A 16624-nucleotide genomic window follows, 5' to 3' on the forward strand; every position below is an offset into this window, starting at 1 on the left:
CCCGCGACAACGGCGAAGGCCCGGTGTCCCCCGCCGGGCCTTCGCCCATTTCCCGGCCATTCCACTCAGCGGCACATAATTCACAACCGTGAACAGACTTCCACCGGGTGTACAACGCCCCGCCGTGCGTGCCAAAATTCCCTCCCACGGAATCACGAAATCACGGAATGGCGGGTACCTGTGAGCGTTTCCCGGAGAACCCTGCTGACCACCGCGGCCGGTGCCGCGGTGGCGGTGGGCGCCAGCACCTCGACGGCCGCCTCGGCCGCCACCCCAGAACCCTCCGACCTGGCCTCGGTCACCCGGACGCTCCGCCAAGCGGCCGATTACGCGGTGGGCAAGCTCCGCGCGGTGGCCCCCGGGGTCACCGCGTTCCCGGTCGGCACGAAGTTCGAGAAATGGACCTATTCGCAGAACGGCGACTGGGTCGGCGGATTCTGGCCCGGCCAGTTGTGGCTGGCCTGGCTGTACAGCGGCGAAGAACAATTCAAGACCCTCGCGCTGGCGTCCGCCGAAAAACTCGCGCCGCGCCAGAACGACACGGGCACGCACGACCTCGGATTCCTCTTCTACCCTTCGTGGGTGACCGCCTGGCGGCTCACCGGCGACGAAAAGTGGAAGGCGGGCGCGATCCAGGCGGCGTCGTCGCTGATCAAGCGCTACAACCCGGCGGGGCGGTTCATCCGTGCCTGGGGTGCGCTGTCCGACCCGAACAACGCCGGCCGCGTCATCATGGACACGATGATGAACCTCGACCTGCTCGCGTTCGCCGGCGCGCAGACGCAGGACCCGAAGTACCTCGAGATCGCCGTCGCGCACGCGAAGACGGCGCAGCGGAACTTCCTGCGCCCCGACGGGTCGACGCCGCACGTGTTCGATTTCGACCCGGTCACCGGCGCGCCGATCGGGCCGAACACCGTGCAGGGCTACAGCCCCACGTCGTGCTGGTCGCGCGGGCAGGCCTGGGGCGTCTACGGGTTCACGACCATCCACCGGCGCACCGGGGACGCGGAGTTCCTGACCACAGCCCGCCGGCTCGCGGACTTCGCGCTGTCCCGGCTGACCGCCGACCACGTTCCGGTGTGGGACTACCTGGCCCCGCAGGCCCCGAACGACGTCAAGGACGCTTCCGCCGGCGTGATCATGGCGTGCGGCCTGCTCGACCTGGCCGAGCTCACGCACCGCCCGCAGTACCGGGAGAGCGCGCTGCGGATCCTCACCGCGGTGTCGCGGACGTGCCTGACGACGAAGTCCTCCCGCGCCGAGGCCAGTGTGGCCCGCTGCACCCGCAACCGCCCGGCCGAGGACGGCGTCGAGGTCTCGCTGCCCTACGCCGATTACTACCTGCTGGAAGGCATCCTGCGGGTGCTCGACCGGCGCAAGGTCGACCGCGCGGTCGACCTGTCCGCCGGGTAGCGGCGTCCAGGGAGGCCGCCACCTCCCCGGACGCCCTGCTCAGTGGTGGTGCGCGTGCACCTTGGCGTGCCCGAGGCCGCGCCCGATCATCCACTTGTTGACCGGCACCGTGACGACGAACGCGATCGCCAGCGAGAGGACCAGCGCCAGCCAGAAGAGCAGACTGGCCAGCCCCGCGTCCATCGCGCCCGGGATCGCCACGACCACGGTGTTGTCGATCAGCTCCATCACGGCGATCGACACGGTGTCCGCGGCCAGCGCGACCTTGAACGCCGCCGGGAGGTTCATCCCCGACTTCAGGACGCCCCGCATGGTCAGGCCGTAGCCGAAGACGAAGGCCAGCGCGATCGAGAGGACCACGGTGGCCGCGTTGTGCAGGCCGAACGCCGTGCCCAGCACCATGCCGAGCACCTCACCGATGGCACAGCCGGTCAGGCAGTGCAGAGTCGCCTGGATCGCCGTCGCCCACGAAGCCCCGTGCTGTTCGCTCATGACTCGGACTATACCCCTAGGGGGTACCTGACGCACGTCTCCCGGGTCACACCACCCGAGGCAGGCAGATTACTACGGAGCGTAACCGAAAGCGTCCGGCCAGGGCATTCACCTCCGCGACCGCCCGAGACACAACTCACTTCCGTAACCCTTTGCGCACATCCCGTTGACCACAGTTACCCGGGGCCCTACGTTCGCCCTTGGTCTCCACCACGCGCAGACCCATCGAACCGATCGAATTTCCTGAGGAACGGGTGGAGATGCGAGGGCCGTCGAAGACTTCCCGGCTGGTCGCGGCGATGGCACTGGTTGCGGCGCTCGCGCTGGGGGGCTGCTCGGACCAGCTGGACAGCGCACCCGCCCCGGCACCGACCCGGATCGAGTTCGTGCCCAAGGTCCGCGACATCCCGTATTTCCAGGCGATGGACAACGGCGGCCGCGAAGCGGCGAAGCAGCTCGGCGTCGTGTGGCACTCGACCGGCCCGGAGACCGTCGACCCGGCCGATCAGGTCGCCATCGTGCGCGACCTGATCGCGAAGAAGGTCGACGTCATCGTCGTGGCCCCGAACGACCCGGCCGCGCTCGCGGGCGTGATCGCCGAGGCCCGGGCGAAGGGCATCCACGTGCTCACCTCGGACACCGACGCGCCGGGCACGCAGCGCGAGGTGTTCGTCAACCAGGCGAGCGCGCAGGGCATCGGCACCGCGCTCGTCGACGCGCTGATGGCGAAGACCGGCGGCACCGGCCAGTACGCGATCGTCTCCTGCGGGCGGGCCGCGGCGAACCTCAACTCGTGGATCGCCGTCCAGAAGGAGTACGCGGCCGGCCGCTACCCGAAGGCCGAGCTGGTCGACACCGTGTACGCGGGCGAAGACACGGACAAGGCGACCGTCCTCGCCAAGCAGCTCATGGCCGCCCACCCCGGTCTGACCGGGCTGATCGGCGAGTGCACGACGTCCGCGCCCGGCGTCGCGAAGGCGGTGGACGACGAGCAGAAGATCGGCCGGGTGTTCACCGTCGGCGTCGGGACGCCGCAGGCCATCAAGCCGTACCTGCTCAAGGGCTCGTGCTCGCAGTCGGTGCTGTGGAACGTCGAGTCGCTGGGCTACCTGACCGCGTGGACGGCGAAGCAGGTCGCCGACGGCAAGCCGCTCCAGGCCGTCAACAAGGTGAGCCTGGAGCTGCCGGCGGTGAAGTACGACGACGCGACGAAGACCGTCCTGCTGGGCGATCCCCTGCTCATCACCGCCGACAACGTCGACCAGTTCAAGTACTGACCCCTCACCGGTGCCGGCGCACGTGACCGACCGCCGCGCCGCCGCCGAGCACCAGGATCAGCGCCGTCAGCCCCCAGCGCCGTTTCTGCTCGGTGCGGTGCCCGGCGTCCTGGACGACCGGCTGGGTCTTCTTCTCCGGACGCGAGTGGCGTGTCGGCGGCGGCGAAGGCGGCGGGGCCGGGGTGGACGGCGCCGGCGTGACCACAGGCGGCGGGGCCGGCACGGGGGTCGGCGGCGCGACGACGGGCTGCTCCACCGGTGGTGGCGGCGGGGGTGATGGCTCCGGTGCCGGCGGCTCGGTCCGGGGCGGCGGCGGCGGAGGTGACGACTGCCCCGGAGGCGTCGTCGGCGGGGGCGAGGACTGCCCCGGGGGTGTCGTCGGCGGAGGTGAGGACTGCCCCGGAGGGGTCGTCGGCGGCGGTGGGGGCAGGGGTGCGGGCGCCTCGGCGAAGCATCCGGCCGCGTCGCCGCTCACCAGCGGCCGCCCGGAAGCGACCTCGGTGGCCGGGCCCGAGCCGTCGCGCGGGAGGCGGTAGGTGACGCTGCGCTGCCCGGCGCGGTTGGCCGTGGCGTAGATCGCGCCGGGGGCGAGCACCACCGACCCGTACGCGCCGCCTTCGGGGAACTTCAGCCCGGGCACCACCACGACCTTCCCGCTCGACGGGTCGAGGGTGACCACCGAGCTATCCCCGCGCGAGGTCGCCGAGACGCCGTGGAGGAGCCCGTCCGCCGGGTCGAAGGCGAAGTCGTCGACCCCGACGGCCAGCGACACCGGCCGCAGCGCCGTCCGGTGCACCACCCGCACGTAGTCCGGCGCCGCCGGGTCGATGTCCACTGTGTACAGATCGCTGCCCTGCCGGACGTACCAGCGGTCGCCGTCGATCGCGCCCGCGGTGGCGCCGGTGACCGGGCTCCACACCGGCTTCCGCGCGCCGGCCCGGCCGATCACGCCCAGGTCGGTCACCACGCCGGCGGTGTCGATCCGCACCGCGTGCGCGCCCGGGTAGCGGCCGGCGCGGGTGCCGTCGGCGACGCCGTAGATCACGCCCTGCGCGGCGGAGTAGCCCATCGCGTTGATCCAGTAGCCGGCCTGGCTCACCCGGCGCGTCACCCCGCCGGGCAGGGAGATCAGCCGCAACGTCGTCGGTGCGCCGTCGCGCTCGTTCTCGGCCTGCAGGACCGTGCAGCCGCCCGGCGCGTGGGCCGGCTCCTTCGCCGACGGCGGTGCGAGCCAGCCCGTGGCCGCCAGCAGCGCCGAGACCGCCACGGCCACGCCGAGCATCGCCGCCCAGCGGGCCCGCGTGCCGGTCAAGCCAGCCTTTCCAGGGCCGAGGTGAACGCCTCCGGCGCCACCTTCGCGCCGCCGCTGAACGGGTTCTGCAGCTGGTAGATGGCGAACAGCAGCAACGTGATCGTGCCGGCCAGCGTGGACACGATGATGATGTGCGCGGCGAGCCGGGTGCCGCCGAACAGGTTGGGCAGCAGGATCGCGGTGATCAGGCTGCCGAGGATCAGGGCGAACCAGACGACGGCGCCGACGCCGTCCGCGCCGGAGTGCGCCAGCCGCTGTTCGCGGGCCTGGTAGACCGACCAGAGCTGGTTGCTCGCCTCGGTCTTGCGGTCGAGCAGCCAGTCGTCCTCGGCCGGGGCGGCCGCCACCGCCTCGCGCATCTGGTCGAGCTGCGTCGCGCCCGTGGCCGGCACCGGGCCGCCGTCGGCCAGGCGCGGCCACTCCTGCTCCTCGACCGTCCGCGCGTACGCGGCGGCGAGCTGGTGCACCCGGTCCTTCGTCTCGGCCGGCAGCGCGTCGGCCGCCCAGGTGGCCGCGACGAGGCTGTCGGCTTCGGTCTGCGCGTTCTGGCTCGCTTCGCTCACCGAGTCGAACAGCGAGATCAGGACGAAGGCGACCAGGACCGCGTGCAGCCCGCCGACGATGGTGAACACCTGGCCCGCCGCGTCGTTGTTGTCAGGCCGGCCCTCGTCCCAGCCGAACCGGCGGACCAGGTACGCGATCACACCCGCCACGACGGCCGCGCCGGCCACCCAGAGACTGCCGGCCACGAAGATGTTCATCCGGGTCCTTTCGCCCGCGAAGCGCGGGAAGCACTGCCCGGCATTCCACGTCCGGGACCGCTCAAGTTAGTCACCCATTTACGGGCGGACAACAGAAAGGGCGGAATTCATCCTGCTGGCCGCACGAGGATCACGAAAGTCGCCGATTCGGCGCAGTTGCGAGGGGGTACCACCGGTGGTGCGGTATCGCTGGGCGACCGTGGACCGCGCTGCCGAGCAGGGGCTCTCACGACCGAGTGACGTCCGCGAACAGGCCGTGACCACGGCCGTCGAACATCATCCGAAAATGATCAAGCGGCGGCCCGGCCATTAACCCGGTGACCCGATCGTGTCATTGTGCGGGCAGTCGCGGTTGCTATGTTGATTTCGCGGCGCGACGAAACCGCGCATATCAGGGAATAGCAGGTCATGACCGGCGTGCCGGCTGGGGCGGGCACGTGCCGAACGCGAATGATTGGGTGGTCCTCGTTGTGACTGTCACCGACCCGGTGGAATCCGAGCAGGCGCCGTCGAGTTTGGGGCGGGCGGCGGCCCGGACCCTGGCCACGACGACCAAGTCGGTCCCGCAGATGCAGGGCATCTCCTCCCGCTGGCTGCTCAAGGTGCTGCCCTGGGTCGAGGTCTCCGGCGGTGCCTACCGCGTCAACCGGCGGTTGAGCTATGCGGTCGGGGATGGGCGGGTCACCTTCACCACCACCGGCGCCCAGGTCCGCGTCATCCCCCCGGAACTGGGCGAGCTCGGCCCGCTGCGCGGGTTCGACGACGAAGAGGTCCTGACCGAACTGGCCGACCGGTTCACCCAGCGCGAATACGCCCCCGGCGACGCCCTCGTCGAATTCGGCTCCCCCGCCGACGAAGTCCACCTCCTCGCCCACGGCAAGATCACCAAAATCGGCACCGGCGCCTACGGCGACCAGGTCGTCCTCGGCACCCTCGCCGACGGCGACCACTTCGGCGACAGCGCCCTCGTCAACGACGACGGGATCTGGGAATTCACCGCCAAAGCCGTCACCACCTGCACCGTCCTGTCCCTGCCCCGCGCCGCCTTCGACGACGTCCTCACCCGCTCCGACACCCTACGAGCCCATCTGGAGGACTACCGGGCCCGCGGCGCGGCGGCCAGCAATGACCACGGCGAAGCCGAAATCTCCCTCGCCTCCGGCCACGACGGCGAACCCGTCCTGCCCGGCACCTTCGTCGACTACGAAGCCCGCCCCCGCGAATACGAACTCTCCGTCGCCCAGACGGTGCTGCGGGTCCACTCCCGCGTCGCCGACCTCTACAACCAGCCCATGAACCAGATCGAACAACAACTCCGCCTCACCGTCGAAGCCCTCCGGGAACGACAGGAACACGAACTGGTCAACAACCCCGACTTCGGGCTCCTGCACAACGCCGACTTCGCCCAGCGCATCCCCACCCGCACCGGCCCACCCACCCCCGACGACCTCGACGAACTACTCACCCTCGTCTGGAAAGACCCCGGCTTCTTCCTCGCCCACCCCAAAACCATCGCCGCCTTCGGCCGCGAATGCACCAAAGCCGGCGTCTACCCCACCAGCGTCGACCTCGCCGGCCACCAAGTCCCCTCCTGGCGCGGCGTCCCCATCCTCCCCTGCAACAAAATCCCCGTCACCGACACCCGCACCAGCTCCATCCTGCTGATGCGCACCGGCGAACAAACCCAAGGCGTCGTCGGACTCCACCAAACCGGACTACCCGACGAATACCAGCCCGGCCTGAACGTGCGATTCATGGGCATCAACGACCAAGCCGTCATCTCCTACCTGGTGTCGGCGTACTACTCCGCCGCGGTGCTGGTGCCTGACGCTCTCGCGGTGCTGGAAAGCGCCGAGATCGGCCGGGAAACACCGTGACCGTGGCCTCTTCGGTGCAGCTGTCGCTGAGCGTCACCGCCGCGCGGACCCTGACCACCACCACCAAAACCCGGCCGCAAATGCGCGGCATCACCACCCGCTGGCTCCTCACCCAGCTCCCCTGGGTCGACGTCCCCGCCGGCTCCTACCGGGTCAACCGCCGCCTCACCTACACCCTCGGCGACGGCAAACTCTCCTTCTACACCACCGGCACCCGAGTCCACGTCATCCCCGCCGAACTCACCGAACTCCCCCTCCTCCGCGGATTCAGCGACGAACCCGCACTCGCAGCCCTGGCCGAAGCATTCGAACAACGCGAATACGAACCCGGCGACACCCTCTTCACCGCCGACACCCCCCTCGACACCCTGTTCCTGCTCGCCCACGGCAAAGTCACCCGCCACAGCACCGGCCCCTACGGCGACGACCTCCACCTCGGCACCGCCACCGACGGCGACCACTTCGGCGAACAACTCCTCGGCCCCCACCCCGGCCACTGGACCTACACCGCCCGCGCCGCCACCCGCGTCATCGTGCTGGTGTTGCCCGCCACGGCCTACGCCCGCCTCAACGGCCGCTCCGAAACCCTCCGCACCCACGTCGCCGACACACTCTCCCGGCCACACAAACCCCAAAACGCCAAAGGCGAAGCCGCCATCGACCTCGCCGCCGGCCACGACGGCGAACCGCTGCTGCCCGGCACCTACGTCGACTACGACCCCTCACCCCGGGAATACGACCTCGCCGTCGCCCAAACCGTCCTCCACGTCCACAACCGCGTCACCGACCTCTACAACCAGCCCATCAACCAGCTCGAACAACAACTCCGCCTCACCGTGGAGGCGTTGCGGGAACGACAAGAACACGAACTGATCAACAACACCGACTTCGGGCTCCTGCACAACACCGACCTCAACCAACGCCTCACCACCCGCACCGGCCCACCCACCCCCCTCGACCTCGACGACCTGCTCTGCCGCCGCCGCAAAACCCGCTTCTTCCTCGCCCACCCCCACGCCATCGCCGCCTTCGGCCGCCAATGCACCGCCCGCCGCATCTACCCCGACACCGTTGTCCTGGACGGGAAACGGGTCACCGCCTGGCGCGGCGTCCCGATCCTGCCCTGCGACAAAATCCCGGTGACCGCCGCCGGGACGACGTCCATCCTCGCCATGCGCACCGGCGAAGACGACGCCGGCGTCATCGGTCTCCGCCCGAAATCGTTGCCCGACCAATACCAACCCGGACTCAACGTCCGGCACATGGGCACCAACGAACGCGCCATCACCTCCTACCTCATCAGCGCCTACCACTCCGCCGCCGTCCTCGTCCCCGACGCCCTCGGCGCCCTCGACGACGTCCAGGTCGGTCGCTGATGACCACGATGAACACGCGCACCGCCGCCCGTCCCCTGGCGGACGTCCTCGCGTGGAGCAAGGGGCTCGTGGAGCCGGCGTTGCGGACGGCCGCCGAGCGGCTGCCCGAGGCGATGCGGCGGATCGCCGCCTACCACTTCGGCTGGCAGGACGCGGCCGGGCGCCCGGCGGCCGGCGACGGCGGCAAGGCGCTGCGGCCCGCGTTGGTCTTGCTGTGCGCGGAAGCCGCGGGCGGGGAGGTGGCCGATGCCGTGCCCGCCGCCGTCGCGGTCGAGCTGGTGCACAACTTCTCGTTGCTGCACGACGACGTCATGGACGGCGACACCACCCGCCGTCACCGCGCGACGGCGTGGACGGTGTTCGGCACCGGGCCGGCGGTGCTGGCCGGGGACGCGTTGCTAAGCCTGGCGTTCGAGGTGCTGGCGCCGAGCGGCGCGGCGAACGCGAAGGTGCTGTCGGCGGCGACACTGGCCCTGCTCGAAGGCCAGGCCGCGGACCTGGACTTCGAGCAGCGCGACGACGTCACCCCCACCGAGTGCGTACGGATGGCGGAGGGCAAGACGGCGGCCCTGCTGGGCGCGTCCTGCACACTCGGCGCGGCCTTCGGAACGGCCGGCGCAGACCGCTTCGGCGCGTTCGGCCGCGCGGTGGGCCTGGCGTTCCAGCACATCGACGACCTGCTCGGCATCTGGGGCGACCCGGCCGTCACGGGCAAGCCGGTGTACTCCGACCTCCAGAACCGCAAGAAGTCCCTGCCGGTGGTGACGGCCCTGTGTTCGGGCACCCCCGCCGGCGCGGACCTCGCCACCCTCTACGCCCGCCGCGACCCCCTGGACGAAACCGACCTCGCCCGCGCGGCCTCCCTCGTCGACGCCGCGGGCGGCCGCCAGTGGAGCCAGGCCCAGGCGGAAGCGTTGCTGGCCAAGGCGTTGCGCGACCTCACCACCGCCGCCCCACCTTCCCGGGCCACCGCCGAACTCGCCACCCTGGCCCGCCTCATCACCACCCGCACCCACTGACCCCGTAACTCGCGTGATCAGGAACGTAACTCGCGTGTTTGAAGCCGTGACTCGCGAGATCCGGCTTCAAACACGCGAGTTACGGCTCTGATCACGCGAGTTACGGGTTACGGGCCGGGGCGGGTGAGGCCGGACTTGGCCGCGTTGAGGCTGAGGATGTTCTTGTCCGTGTCCTCGAGGGCCTTGGTGACCGGGGGCGACGGCGGGGATGTCGACAAGTCGATCAGGCGGATCGGGGCGTCCAGGCGGATCAGGGTCGGGATGTACTCGGCCTTGTCGACCTTCCAGCGGTCGCCGTCGCGGACGAAGCGGAAGCGGGCCGCCGCGCCTTCCTCCGTGTCGCCCTTGGGTTCGGAGTGGCGGGCGATGCTGTTGCCGAGCCCGTAGGCCACCCACTTGCCGCCGATCTTCTCGAACGGCTGGACCACGTGGGCGTGGTGGCCGACGATCAGGTCGACGTCATCCGACGCCAGGATCTTCTTGGCCTGCGACCGCTGTTCGGCCGTCGGGTCGTGCTGGTACTCCACGCCCCAGTGCAGGCTCGCGATCACGACCTGCGCTCCGGCCTGCTTCGCCTTGCGAGCCGCCGCCAGGACGTCGTCGACGTCGATCTGGTTGGCCAGCCACGGTTTGCCGGCCGGCACCTTGATGCCGTTGAACCCGAACGCGTACGACACCTGCGCGACCTTGACACCCTGGACGTCCATGATCAGCGGCTTCGCGGCCTCGGCCGCCGACCGCGCCGAGCCGGTGTGCTTGACGCCGATCGCGTCGAGCTTGTCCAGGGTGCGGGTGACGCCCTCGGCGCCCTGGTCGATCGTGTGGTTGGACGACGTCGAGCACGTGTCGTAGCCGATGTCCTTGAGCGCGTCGGCGATCTCCGGCGGCGCGCTGAACGACGGGTACCCGCTGTACGGCCCGCCTTCCGGCGCCAGCGGCGTCTCGAGGTGGCAGATCCCGAGGTCGGCGCCGGAGATCAGCGGCTTGATCCCGGCCAGCAGCGGCCGGTAGTCGATCTTGCCGCCGCCGTCGGCCTCGGCCTGCTCGGTCAGCGCCGGGTGGATCAGCACGTCTCCGGTGGCGACGACGCTGAACGACCCGTCGGGCGCGGCGGCCGAAGAGGAAGCCGTCGAATCCGGGAACGGCGTCGGCGCCGGCCCCTGCTGCGGCGGGCTGCTGCAGGCGGCCGCCAGGACGGCGATTCCGGCGAGCGCGGCGACGCGGTGCTTCGTCATCGGTCCCCCTAACGTGGTCCGGCCATCCTGCCAGCCGGGCGAATCGGACAGCCACGCCGTCCGGGTACGCGCTGAAACTTCCACCACAGTCGACAACACCGATCAGAACATTCGCACAGGACAAAACCGGACAACGCGCAGGACAGGCCGGAAAAAATACGATAATTGAACCCCCTGCTTGCCACGATGCAACTACGCAGAGTAGGTCTCGCTCCGCTAACTGCGCCTTGACGCTCCTCGAACGGGTGTTTTGTAATACGAGTCACTTCGTGAACCCCGAACGAACCACCCGACCTCGGCCCCCATGGGAGCACTCGATGTCCACACACCCGCACAGGTTCCGAACCTGGAGCGTTGTTGGTTGTTGTTTGATTTCCGGTGCCCTGCTGGCGTCCTGCTCCTCCGGCAAGGACACCGCAGCACCGCAGCAGCAGGCACCCGCCAACGGCAAGGTCACCCTGTACTACCTGCAGAAACAGGGTGACCAGCAGTACTTCGTCGAGCAGGCCCAGGGCGCGCAGGAGAAGGCGAAGGAGCTCGGCGTCGAGCTCAAGGTGGTCAACCTCGGCCAGGACGCCAACAAGGCGATCACCGAACTCGACGCCGCGGTCGCGCAGGGCGCCAACGGCGTCGCGATCGTCGTCCCGGACCAGGCGATCGGCCCGCAGGTGATCGACAAGGCCAAGAGCGCGGGCATCCCGCTGATCGCTTCCGACGACGTCATCAAGGACGGCTCGGGCGCGAAGGCGCCGTTCGTCGGCTTCAACGGCAGCCAGATGGGCGATTCGGTCGGCACCGAGGCCGGGAAGCTGTTCAAGGCCGCGGGCTGGGCGGCCGCCGACACGAAGATCATCAGCGCGTTCAAGCAGGACCTGACCGTCTGCACCGACCGCGTCAACGCCGCGAAGTCCGCGTTCGCCAAGGCCGCGGGCGCCGACGTCCAGGTGATCGACGTCGGCACCGACAACTCCCCGGTCGACGCGCAGAACCGCTCCGGCGCGGTGATCGGCTCCAACCCCGGCGTCAAGCACTGGGTCGTCTGGGGCTGCAACGACGAGAACGAGACCGGCGTCGTCACCGCGCTGGCCAACTCCGGCGTGGCGGCGAACAACATCATCGGCGTCGGGCTCGGGGCCTACCTCGACTGCAAGGACTGGGCCGCCGGCAAGGACACCGGCAACAAGGCCGCGCTCTACATCTCCGGCGCCGAGGTCGGCCGCTCGGCGATCCAGGTGCTGGTCGACAAGGTCAAGAACGGCAAGGAACTGCCCGCCGAGACGATCGCCAAGACCACGATCGTCAACAAGGACAACTACAAGCAGGCCGGCGTCAACTGCACCTGACCGCCCACCCTCGTGAGTGGTAAGGCGGGTTCTAACCCGCCTTACCACTCACGACCGCCGTACGGAAGGCGACCATGTCCAGCTCCCCTCCCGCGCTCGCCGTCGAGGGCATCGGCAAGCGCTTCTCCGGGGTCACCGCCCTCGACGACGTCTCGCTGGAGTTCCGCTCCGGCGAAGTCCTCGCGCTGATGGGCGAAAACGGCGCCGGCAAGTCGACGCTCCTGCGCGTGCTGTCCGGCGACCAGGGCCCGGACGACGGCCGGCTGCTCCTGGACGGCACCGAGGTCACCTTCGACACCCCGCGCGCGGCGATGGCCGCCGGGGTGCGCGTGATCTACCAGGAACCCGAGATCATCCCGCACGTTTCGGTGGCGGAGAACGTCTTCGTCGGCGAACTCCCCGCGAAGGCCCGGGTGTTCAGCCGCCGCACGCTCACCAAGGCCACGCACGACGCGCTCGTCGAGTACGGCTTCGAAGGCGTCCTCAACCCGGCCACGCTCGGCGCCGCGCTCTCCCCCGCGCAACGCCAGCTCGTCGAGATCCTGCGCGTGCTCACCGCGGCCACCCCACCGCGGGTCATCGCCTTCGACGAGCCGACGTCGTCGCTGTCGGAACACGAGGTCGAGGCGCTGTTCCGGCTGATCGGGCGGCTGCGCGACAGCGGGGTCGCGGTCGTCTACGTCTCGCACCGGATGAAGGAGATCTTCCAGCTCGCCGACCGCGTCGCGGTGCTGCGCGACGGCAAGCTCGTCGGCGTCCAGCAGGCCGCGGAGACCGACGAAGCCGGTCTGGTCCGGATGATGATCGGCCGCGACCTTTCGGCGCTCGAGCGCCGCGTCACCCAGGACACCGGGGACGTGGTCCTGAAGCTGGCCGACGTCACGACCGACGACGTCACCGGGATCTCGCTGCAGGTCCGGGCGGGCGAGGTCGTCTGCCTGGCCGGGCTGGTCGGGGCGGGACGCTCCGAGCTGGCCCGCGCGATCGTCGGCGACCTGCCGATCCGGTCCGGGACCGTGGAGCTCGGCGGCAAGCGGCTGCGCGCGCACAACCCGGGTGACGCCGTCAAAGCGGGCATCGGCTTCGCGCCCGAAGAGCGCAAGACGGACGCGTTGCTCATGCAGCGGTCCGTACGCGACAACGTCTCCATCGCTGTCCTCGACCGCCTTCGCCGCTTCCGGGTGGTGAAGCGGGCGAAGGAACGCGCGCTCGTCGAGGAGTACGTACGCGAGCTTCGCGTGCGGACGCCGTCGATGGAGCAGGAAGTCCGGAAGCTCTCCGGCGGCAACCAGCAGAAGGCCGTCCTCGCGCGCTGGCTCGCGCGGCGGCCGAAGCTGCTGATCCTCGACGAGCCGACGCGCGGGGTCGACGTCGGCGCGAAGGCCGAGATCTACCGGATCATCGACGGTCTTGCCGCCGAAGGCATCGCGCTGCTGGTCATCTCCTCCGACCTGCCCGAGGTGCTGACGCTGGCCGACCGCATCCTCGTGATGCGCGCCGGGCGCCTGGCCGGCGAGATCGGCCGCGAAGAGGCGACCGAGGAAGCCGTGCTGACCCTCGCCATCCCCGAAACCGAACCAGCCGTGGACGACGCCCAGGAGATCGGCGCATGAGCACCCCCACCAAGGAAACTTCGGCGCCCGCCGCCGCGCCTCAGCCGTCTGCCGCGCGGCGCGTGCTGACCGGTATCGGCGTCCAGAACTCCAGCCTGATCATCACGCTGATCGCGCTGGTGATCCTGCTGAGCGTGCTGAACGAGAACTTCTTCCGCACCAACAACCTGCTGCTCATCGGCAGCGCGATCACCATCATGGGCCTGCTCGCCCTGGTGCAGACGCTGGTGATCATCCTCGGCGCGCTGGACATCTCGGTCGGCTCGATGGCCGGGCTGGCGTCGGTGATCTCGGCGATGGTGTTCACCTCGACCGGCAACGCCGAGGTCGGCATCCTCGCCGCGGTCGGCGTCGGCATCCTCTGCGGCCTGGTCAACGGCATGATCATCATCTTCGGCCGGGTCAACCCGGTGGTCGCGACGCTGGCCATGCTCGCCACCTACAAGGGCATCGCGCAGGTCATCTCCGACGGCAAGGCGCAGGGCTACACCGGCGGCGACGACCTGTTCATCTTCCTGGCCAAGGGCGCGATCGCGGGCCTGCCGTCGCTGGTGTGGGTGTTCCTGATCGTCGCGGCGCTGCTGCACTTCCTGCTCAAGTACACCGACATCGGCCGCAACGTCTACGCCATCGGCGGCAACGACACGGCCGCGCGGCTGGCCGGCATCAACATCAACCGGTACATCATCGGCGTGTACGCGCTCGTCGGCGTGGTCGCGGCGATCGCGGGCGTGCTGATCACCGCGCGCACCGGCTCGGGCCAGCCGACGTCCGGCTCGGAAGGCCTGGAGCTGCAGGCCGTCACCGGTGCCGCGCTCGGCGGGACGATGCTCAAGGGCGGCCGCGGGTCGATCATTTCGACCGTGCTCGCCGTGGTCATCCTGGGCGTGCTCGACAACGGCATGTCCGGGCTGGGGATCAACCCGTTCTGGCAGAACGTCGCTCACGGCGCGCTGCTGGTGATCGCCGTCGTGCTGCAGCAGCTGCGCAGCGGGGAACGGCGCGTCGGCCTGCCGGAGTGAACCTCCACGCCCGGATCGTCGACGAACTGGGCAGGCTCATCGTCGAAGGAGTCCTCGGGGACGGGCAGCCGCTCGTCCCCGAGGAGCTCGGCCGCCGGTTCTCCGCGTCCCGCACGGTGGTCCGCGAGGCGTTGCGCGTGCTGGAGTCGAAGGGCATGGTCACCGCGCGCCCGCGGGTTGGCACCTGGACGCTGCCGCCCGAGGCGTGGGACGCGATCGACCCGGACGTCATCGCCTGGCGCGTCGGCGGTCCCGGCGGCCGCGAGCACCTGCGCGAGCTCCTCGAACTGCGGCTGGCCATCGAACCGCAGGCGGCGCGGATGGCGGCGCGGCACCGGCGTCCGGACGAGCTTTCGGCGATGGCGGCGGCCTACGCGCAGATGGCCGACGCGGTCGAGCGCGGCGAGGGCGAAGCGTTCCAGGACGCCGATTCGCGGTTCCACGCGGCGCTGATCCGGGCGTCGGGGAACACGCTGATCGCGCAGCTGCAGGTGCCGGTGGCCGCCGCTTTGCGGGCGCAGGGCGAGCCGATGGAGCTGGTGGCCCATTCCCGGGTGCTGACGCTGGTGCTGGCGAAGAACGCCGACGGCGCCGAGTCCGCGTGCCGCCGATTGCTGGAAACCGTTGCGGCGTACCGGTGATCGGTACCTTGACACGGTTACCGGGACGCGCTTCACTCGCTGCGGACGACCGCCGCCATGACCTGTTGAGGAGGACGCTTTTCATGCGTTTCCCGGCAATTCGCGGTTTCGGCGTGCTCGCGGCCGCGGCGGTGGCGGGCGGTCTCTTGACGACCCCGGTGGCGGCCGCCGCGACCTGCACGATCTCCGACGAAATGGTGTCCGCGGGCAACTACTGGGCCGCCAACGGCACCAACCCCGACGCACCGGACTGGCAGAACGCGACGTTCCACGTCGGCAACCTGGCCCTGGTCCGGACCACCGGCCAGTCCAACCACAAGACGTACCCGTGGGCCCAGGCCAACAAGTACCTGCTGCCGGAGGACCCGAAGCGGCCGTTCTTCCCGGACAACCAGGCCGCCGGCGAGGCCTACCTCGACCTCTACACGTACTTCCACCCGGAAATCCCCCTCGACTCGATCCGCACCCGGATCCAGGCCGAGGTGGCGTCCGTCCAGGCCGGCCACCGCGACTACTGGGACTACGCCGACGCGCTGAACATGGCGATGCCGTCGTTCGCGCGGATGAGCCTGATCGACCACAATCCGTCCTATTTGGACGCAATGGACCAGCTGTTCCGATCGTCGGAACGCAAGCTGTTCAACGAGTTCACCGGCCTGTGGTACCGCGACGCGCGGTTCAAGGGCTCGGGCGTGTTCTGGTCCCGCGGCAACGGCTGGGCACTGGCGGCGTTGACGAAGGTGCTCCAGGTCCTGCCGACCGACGACCCGCGGCGGCCGGAGTACCTGCGCGTGTTCAAGAAGATGGCTTCGACGTTGGCCCTGACCCAGCGACGGGACGGCTTCTGGAACTCGGACCTGCTCAACCCGTGGAACCACGGCGGCCCGGAGTCCAGCGGCACGGCGTTCTTCGCGTTCGGGATCGGCTGGGGCGTCAACGCGGGCATCCTCGACGCGGCCCGGTTCCGCCCCGTGGTGGACAAGGCGTGGACGGCACTGTCGACGAAGGCCCTGCAGGCCGACGGCAAGGTGGGCTACGTCCAGCCGGTGGGCGACCGCCCGGCGACCGCTCACGCGACCGACACGTCGGCGTTCGGCGTGGGCGCGTTCCTGTTGGCGGGCCAGCAGGTGGCGACGCTGCAGGGCTGCTCGGCCGGGTAGGGCCCCCAAACGCCCCAATGTGGCGTTGGGGGGGGGGGGGGGCCCCCCCCCACGACGGTAGAACCAAACTAACAACCTCA

14 protein-coding genes are annotated in these 16624 nt (G+C 70.0%); 10 read left to right on the plus strand and 4 right to left on the minus strand.

Translation table 11 applies throughout. The annotated features are described in order from the left end of the window. Positions 1-180: 180 nt before the first annotated feature. The gene (locus ACWEF6_RS35620) at positions 181-1416 is read left to right on the plus strand and encodes a glycoside hydrolase family 88 protein (RefSeq protein ID WP_449686964.1); all 1236 of its coding nucleotides are present in this window, start codon (positions 181-183) and stop codon (positions 1414-1416) included. A gap of 39 nt (positions 1417-1455) precedes the next feature. On the opposite strand, the gene ACWEF6_RS35625 is transcribed toward ACWEF6_RS35620, so the two are convergent. After that, a complete protein-coding gene (locus ACWEF6_RS35625; protein WP_310977632.1) occupies positions 1456-1908 on the minus strand; it encodes a DUF4396 domain-containing protein in 453 nt (150 codons plus the stop codon). A 260-nt stretch (positions 1909-2168) separates the two neighbouring features. Here ACWEF6_RS35625 and ACWEF6_RS35630 point away from each other — a divergent pair, with 260 nt between their 5' ends. Beyond that, entirely contained in the window at positions 2169-3185 is a 1017-nt protein-coding gene (locus ACWEF6_RS35630) for an autoinducer 2 ABC transporter substrate-binding protein (RefSeq protein WP_449686965.1), read from the plus strand. A 4-nt stretch (positions 3186-3189) separates the two neighbouring features. On the opposite strand, the gene ACWEF6_RS35635 is transcribed toward ACWEF6_RS35630, so the two are convergent. Together ACWEF6_RS35635 and ACWEF6_RS35640 are read right to left on the minus strand one after the other, a co-directional pair. Continuing rightward, complete coding sequence (locus ACWEF6_RS35635; protein WP_449686967.1) at positions 3190-4497, minus strand: DUF6923 family protein; 1308 nt, start codon at positions 4495-4497, stop codon at positions 3190-3192. Beyond that, positions 4494-5258 (minus strand): bestrophin-like domain, encoded by a 765-nt coding sequence (locus ACWEF6_RS35640; protein WP_449686968.1) that lies wholly within the window; start codon positions 5256-5258, stop codon positions 4494-4496. The genes ACWEF6_RS35635 and ACWEF6_RS35640 overlap by 4 nt, the downstream gene beginning before the upstream one ends. Positions 5259-5728: 470 nt before the next feature. Here ACWEF6_RS35640 and ACWEF6_RS35645 point away from each other — a divergent pair, with 470 nt between their 5' ends. Genes ACWEF6_RS35645 through ACWEF6_RS35655 form a run of 3 tightly spaced genes read left to right on the plus strand, consistent with a single transcriptional unit; the run spans position 5729 to position 9530 of the window. Further along, complete coding sequence (locus ACWEF6_RS35645; RefSeq protein WP_449686969.1) at positions 5729-7135, plus strand: family 2B encapsulin nanocompartment shell protein; 1407 nt, start codon at positions 5729-5731, stop codon at positions 7133-7135. Further along, on the plus strand, positions 7132-8511 hold the full coding sequence (locus tag ACWEF6_RS35650; RefSeq protein ID WP_449686970.1) for a family 2B encapsulin nanocompartment shell protein: 1380 nt from the start codon (positions 7132-7134) through the stop codon (positions 8509-8511). The genes ACWEF6_RS35645 and ACWEF6_RS35650 overlap by 4 nt, the downstream gene beginning before the upstream one ends. Beyond that, positions 8511-9530, plus strand: a complete 1020-nt coding sequence (locus ACWEF6_RS35655; protein ID WP_449686971.1) for a family 2 encapsulin nanocompartment cargo protein polyprenyl transferase — start codon at positions 8511-8513, stop codon at positions 9528-9530. Before ACWEF6_RS35650 ends, ACWEF6_RS35655 begins: the two co-directional genes overlap by 1 nt. A 107-nt stretch (positions 9531-9637) precedes the next feature. Here ACWEF6_RS35655 and ACWEF6_RS35660 read toward each other — a convergent pair whose 3' ends face one another. Beyond that, on the minus strand, positions 9638-10765 hold the full coding sequence (locus tag ACWEF6_RS35660) for a CapA family protein (RefSeq protein WP_449686972.1): 1128 nt from the start codon (positions 10763-10765) through the stop codon (positions 9638-9640). A 368-nt stretch (positions 10766-11133) separates the two neighbouring features. On the opposite strand from ACWEF6_RS35660, the gene ACWEF6_RS35665 reads away from it, so the two are divergent. The 5 genes from ACWEF6_RS35665 to ACWEF6_RS35685 all read left to right on the plus strand — a co-directional run bounded on the left by ACWEF6_RS35665 (position 11134) and on the right by ACWEF6_RS35685 (position 16544). Continuing rightward, positions 11134-12108, plus strand: coding sequence for a substrate-binding domain-containing protein (locus ACWEF6_RS35665; protein ID WP_310976040.1), 975 nt, complete (start codon positions 11134-11136; stop codon positions 12106-12108). Positions 12109-12182: 74 nt separating this feature from the next. Further along, positions 12183-13721, plus strand: a complete 1539-nt coding sequence (locus ACWEF6_RS35670; RefSeq protein WP_449686973.1) for a sugar ABC transporter ATP-binding protein — start codon at positions 12183-12185, stop codon at positions 13719-13721. Further along, positions 13718-14743, plus strand: coding sequence for an ABC transporter permease (locus tag ACWEF6_RS35675; RefSeq protein WP_310976038.1), 1026 nt, complete (start codon positions 13718-13720; stop codon positions 14741-14743). The genes ACWEF6_RS35670 and ACWEF6_RS35675 overlap by 4 nt, the downstream gene beginning before the upstream one ends. Then, positions 14740-15384, plus strand: coding sequence for a FadR/GntR family transcriptional regulator (locus tag ACWEF6_RS35680; protein ID WP_310976037.1), 645 nt, complete (start codon positions 14740-14742; stop codon positions 15382-15384). Before ACWEF6_RS35675 ends, ACWEF6_RS35680 begins: the two co-directional genes overlap by 4 nt. An 83-nt stretch (positions 15385-15467) precedes the next feature. Then, complete coding sequence (locus ACWEF6_RS35685; protein ID WP_449686974.1) at positions 15468-16544, plus strand: glycoside hydrolase family 88 protein; 1077 nt, start codon at positions 15468-15470, stop codon at positions 16542-16544. Positions 16545-16624 lie beyond the last annotated feature (80 nt).

The sequence above is a fragment of the Amycolatopsis sp. NPDC004772 genome (assembly GCF_053601215.1).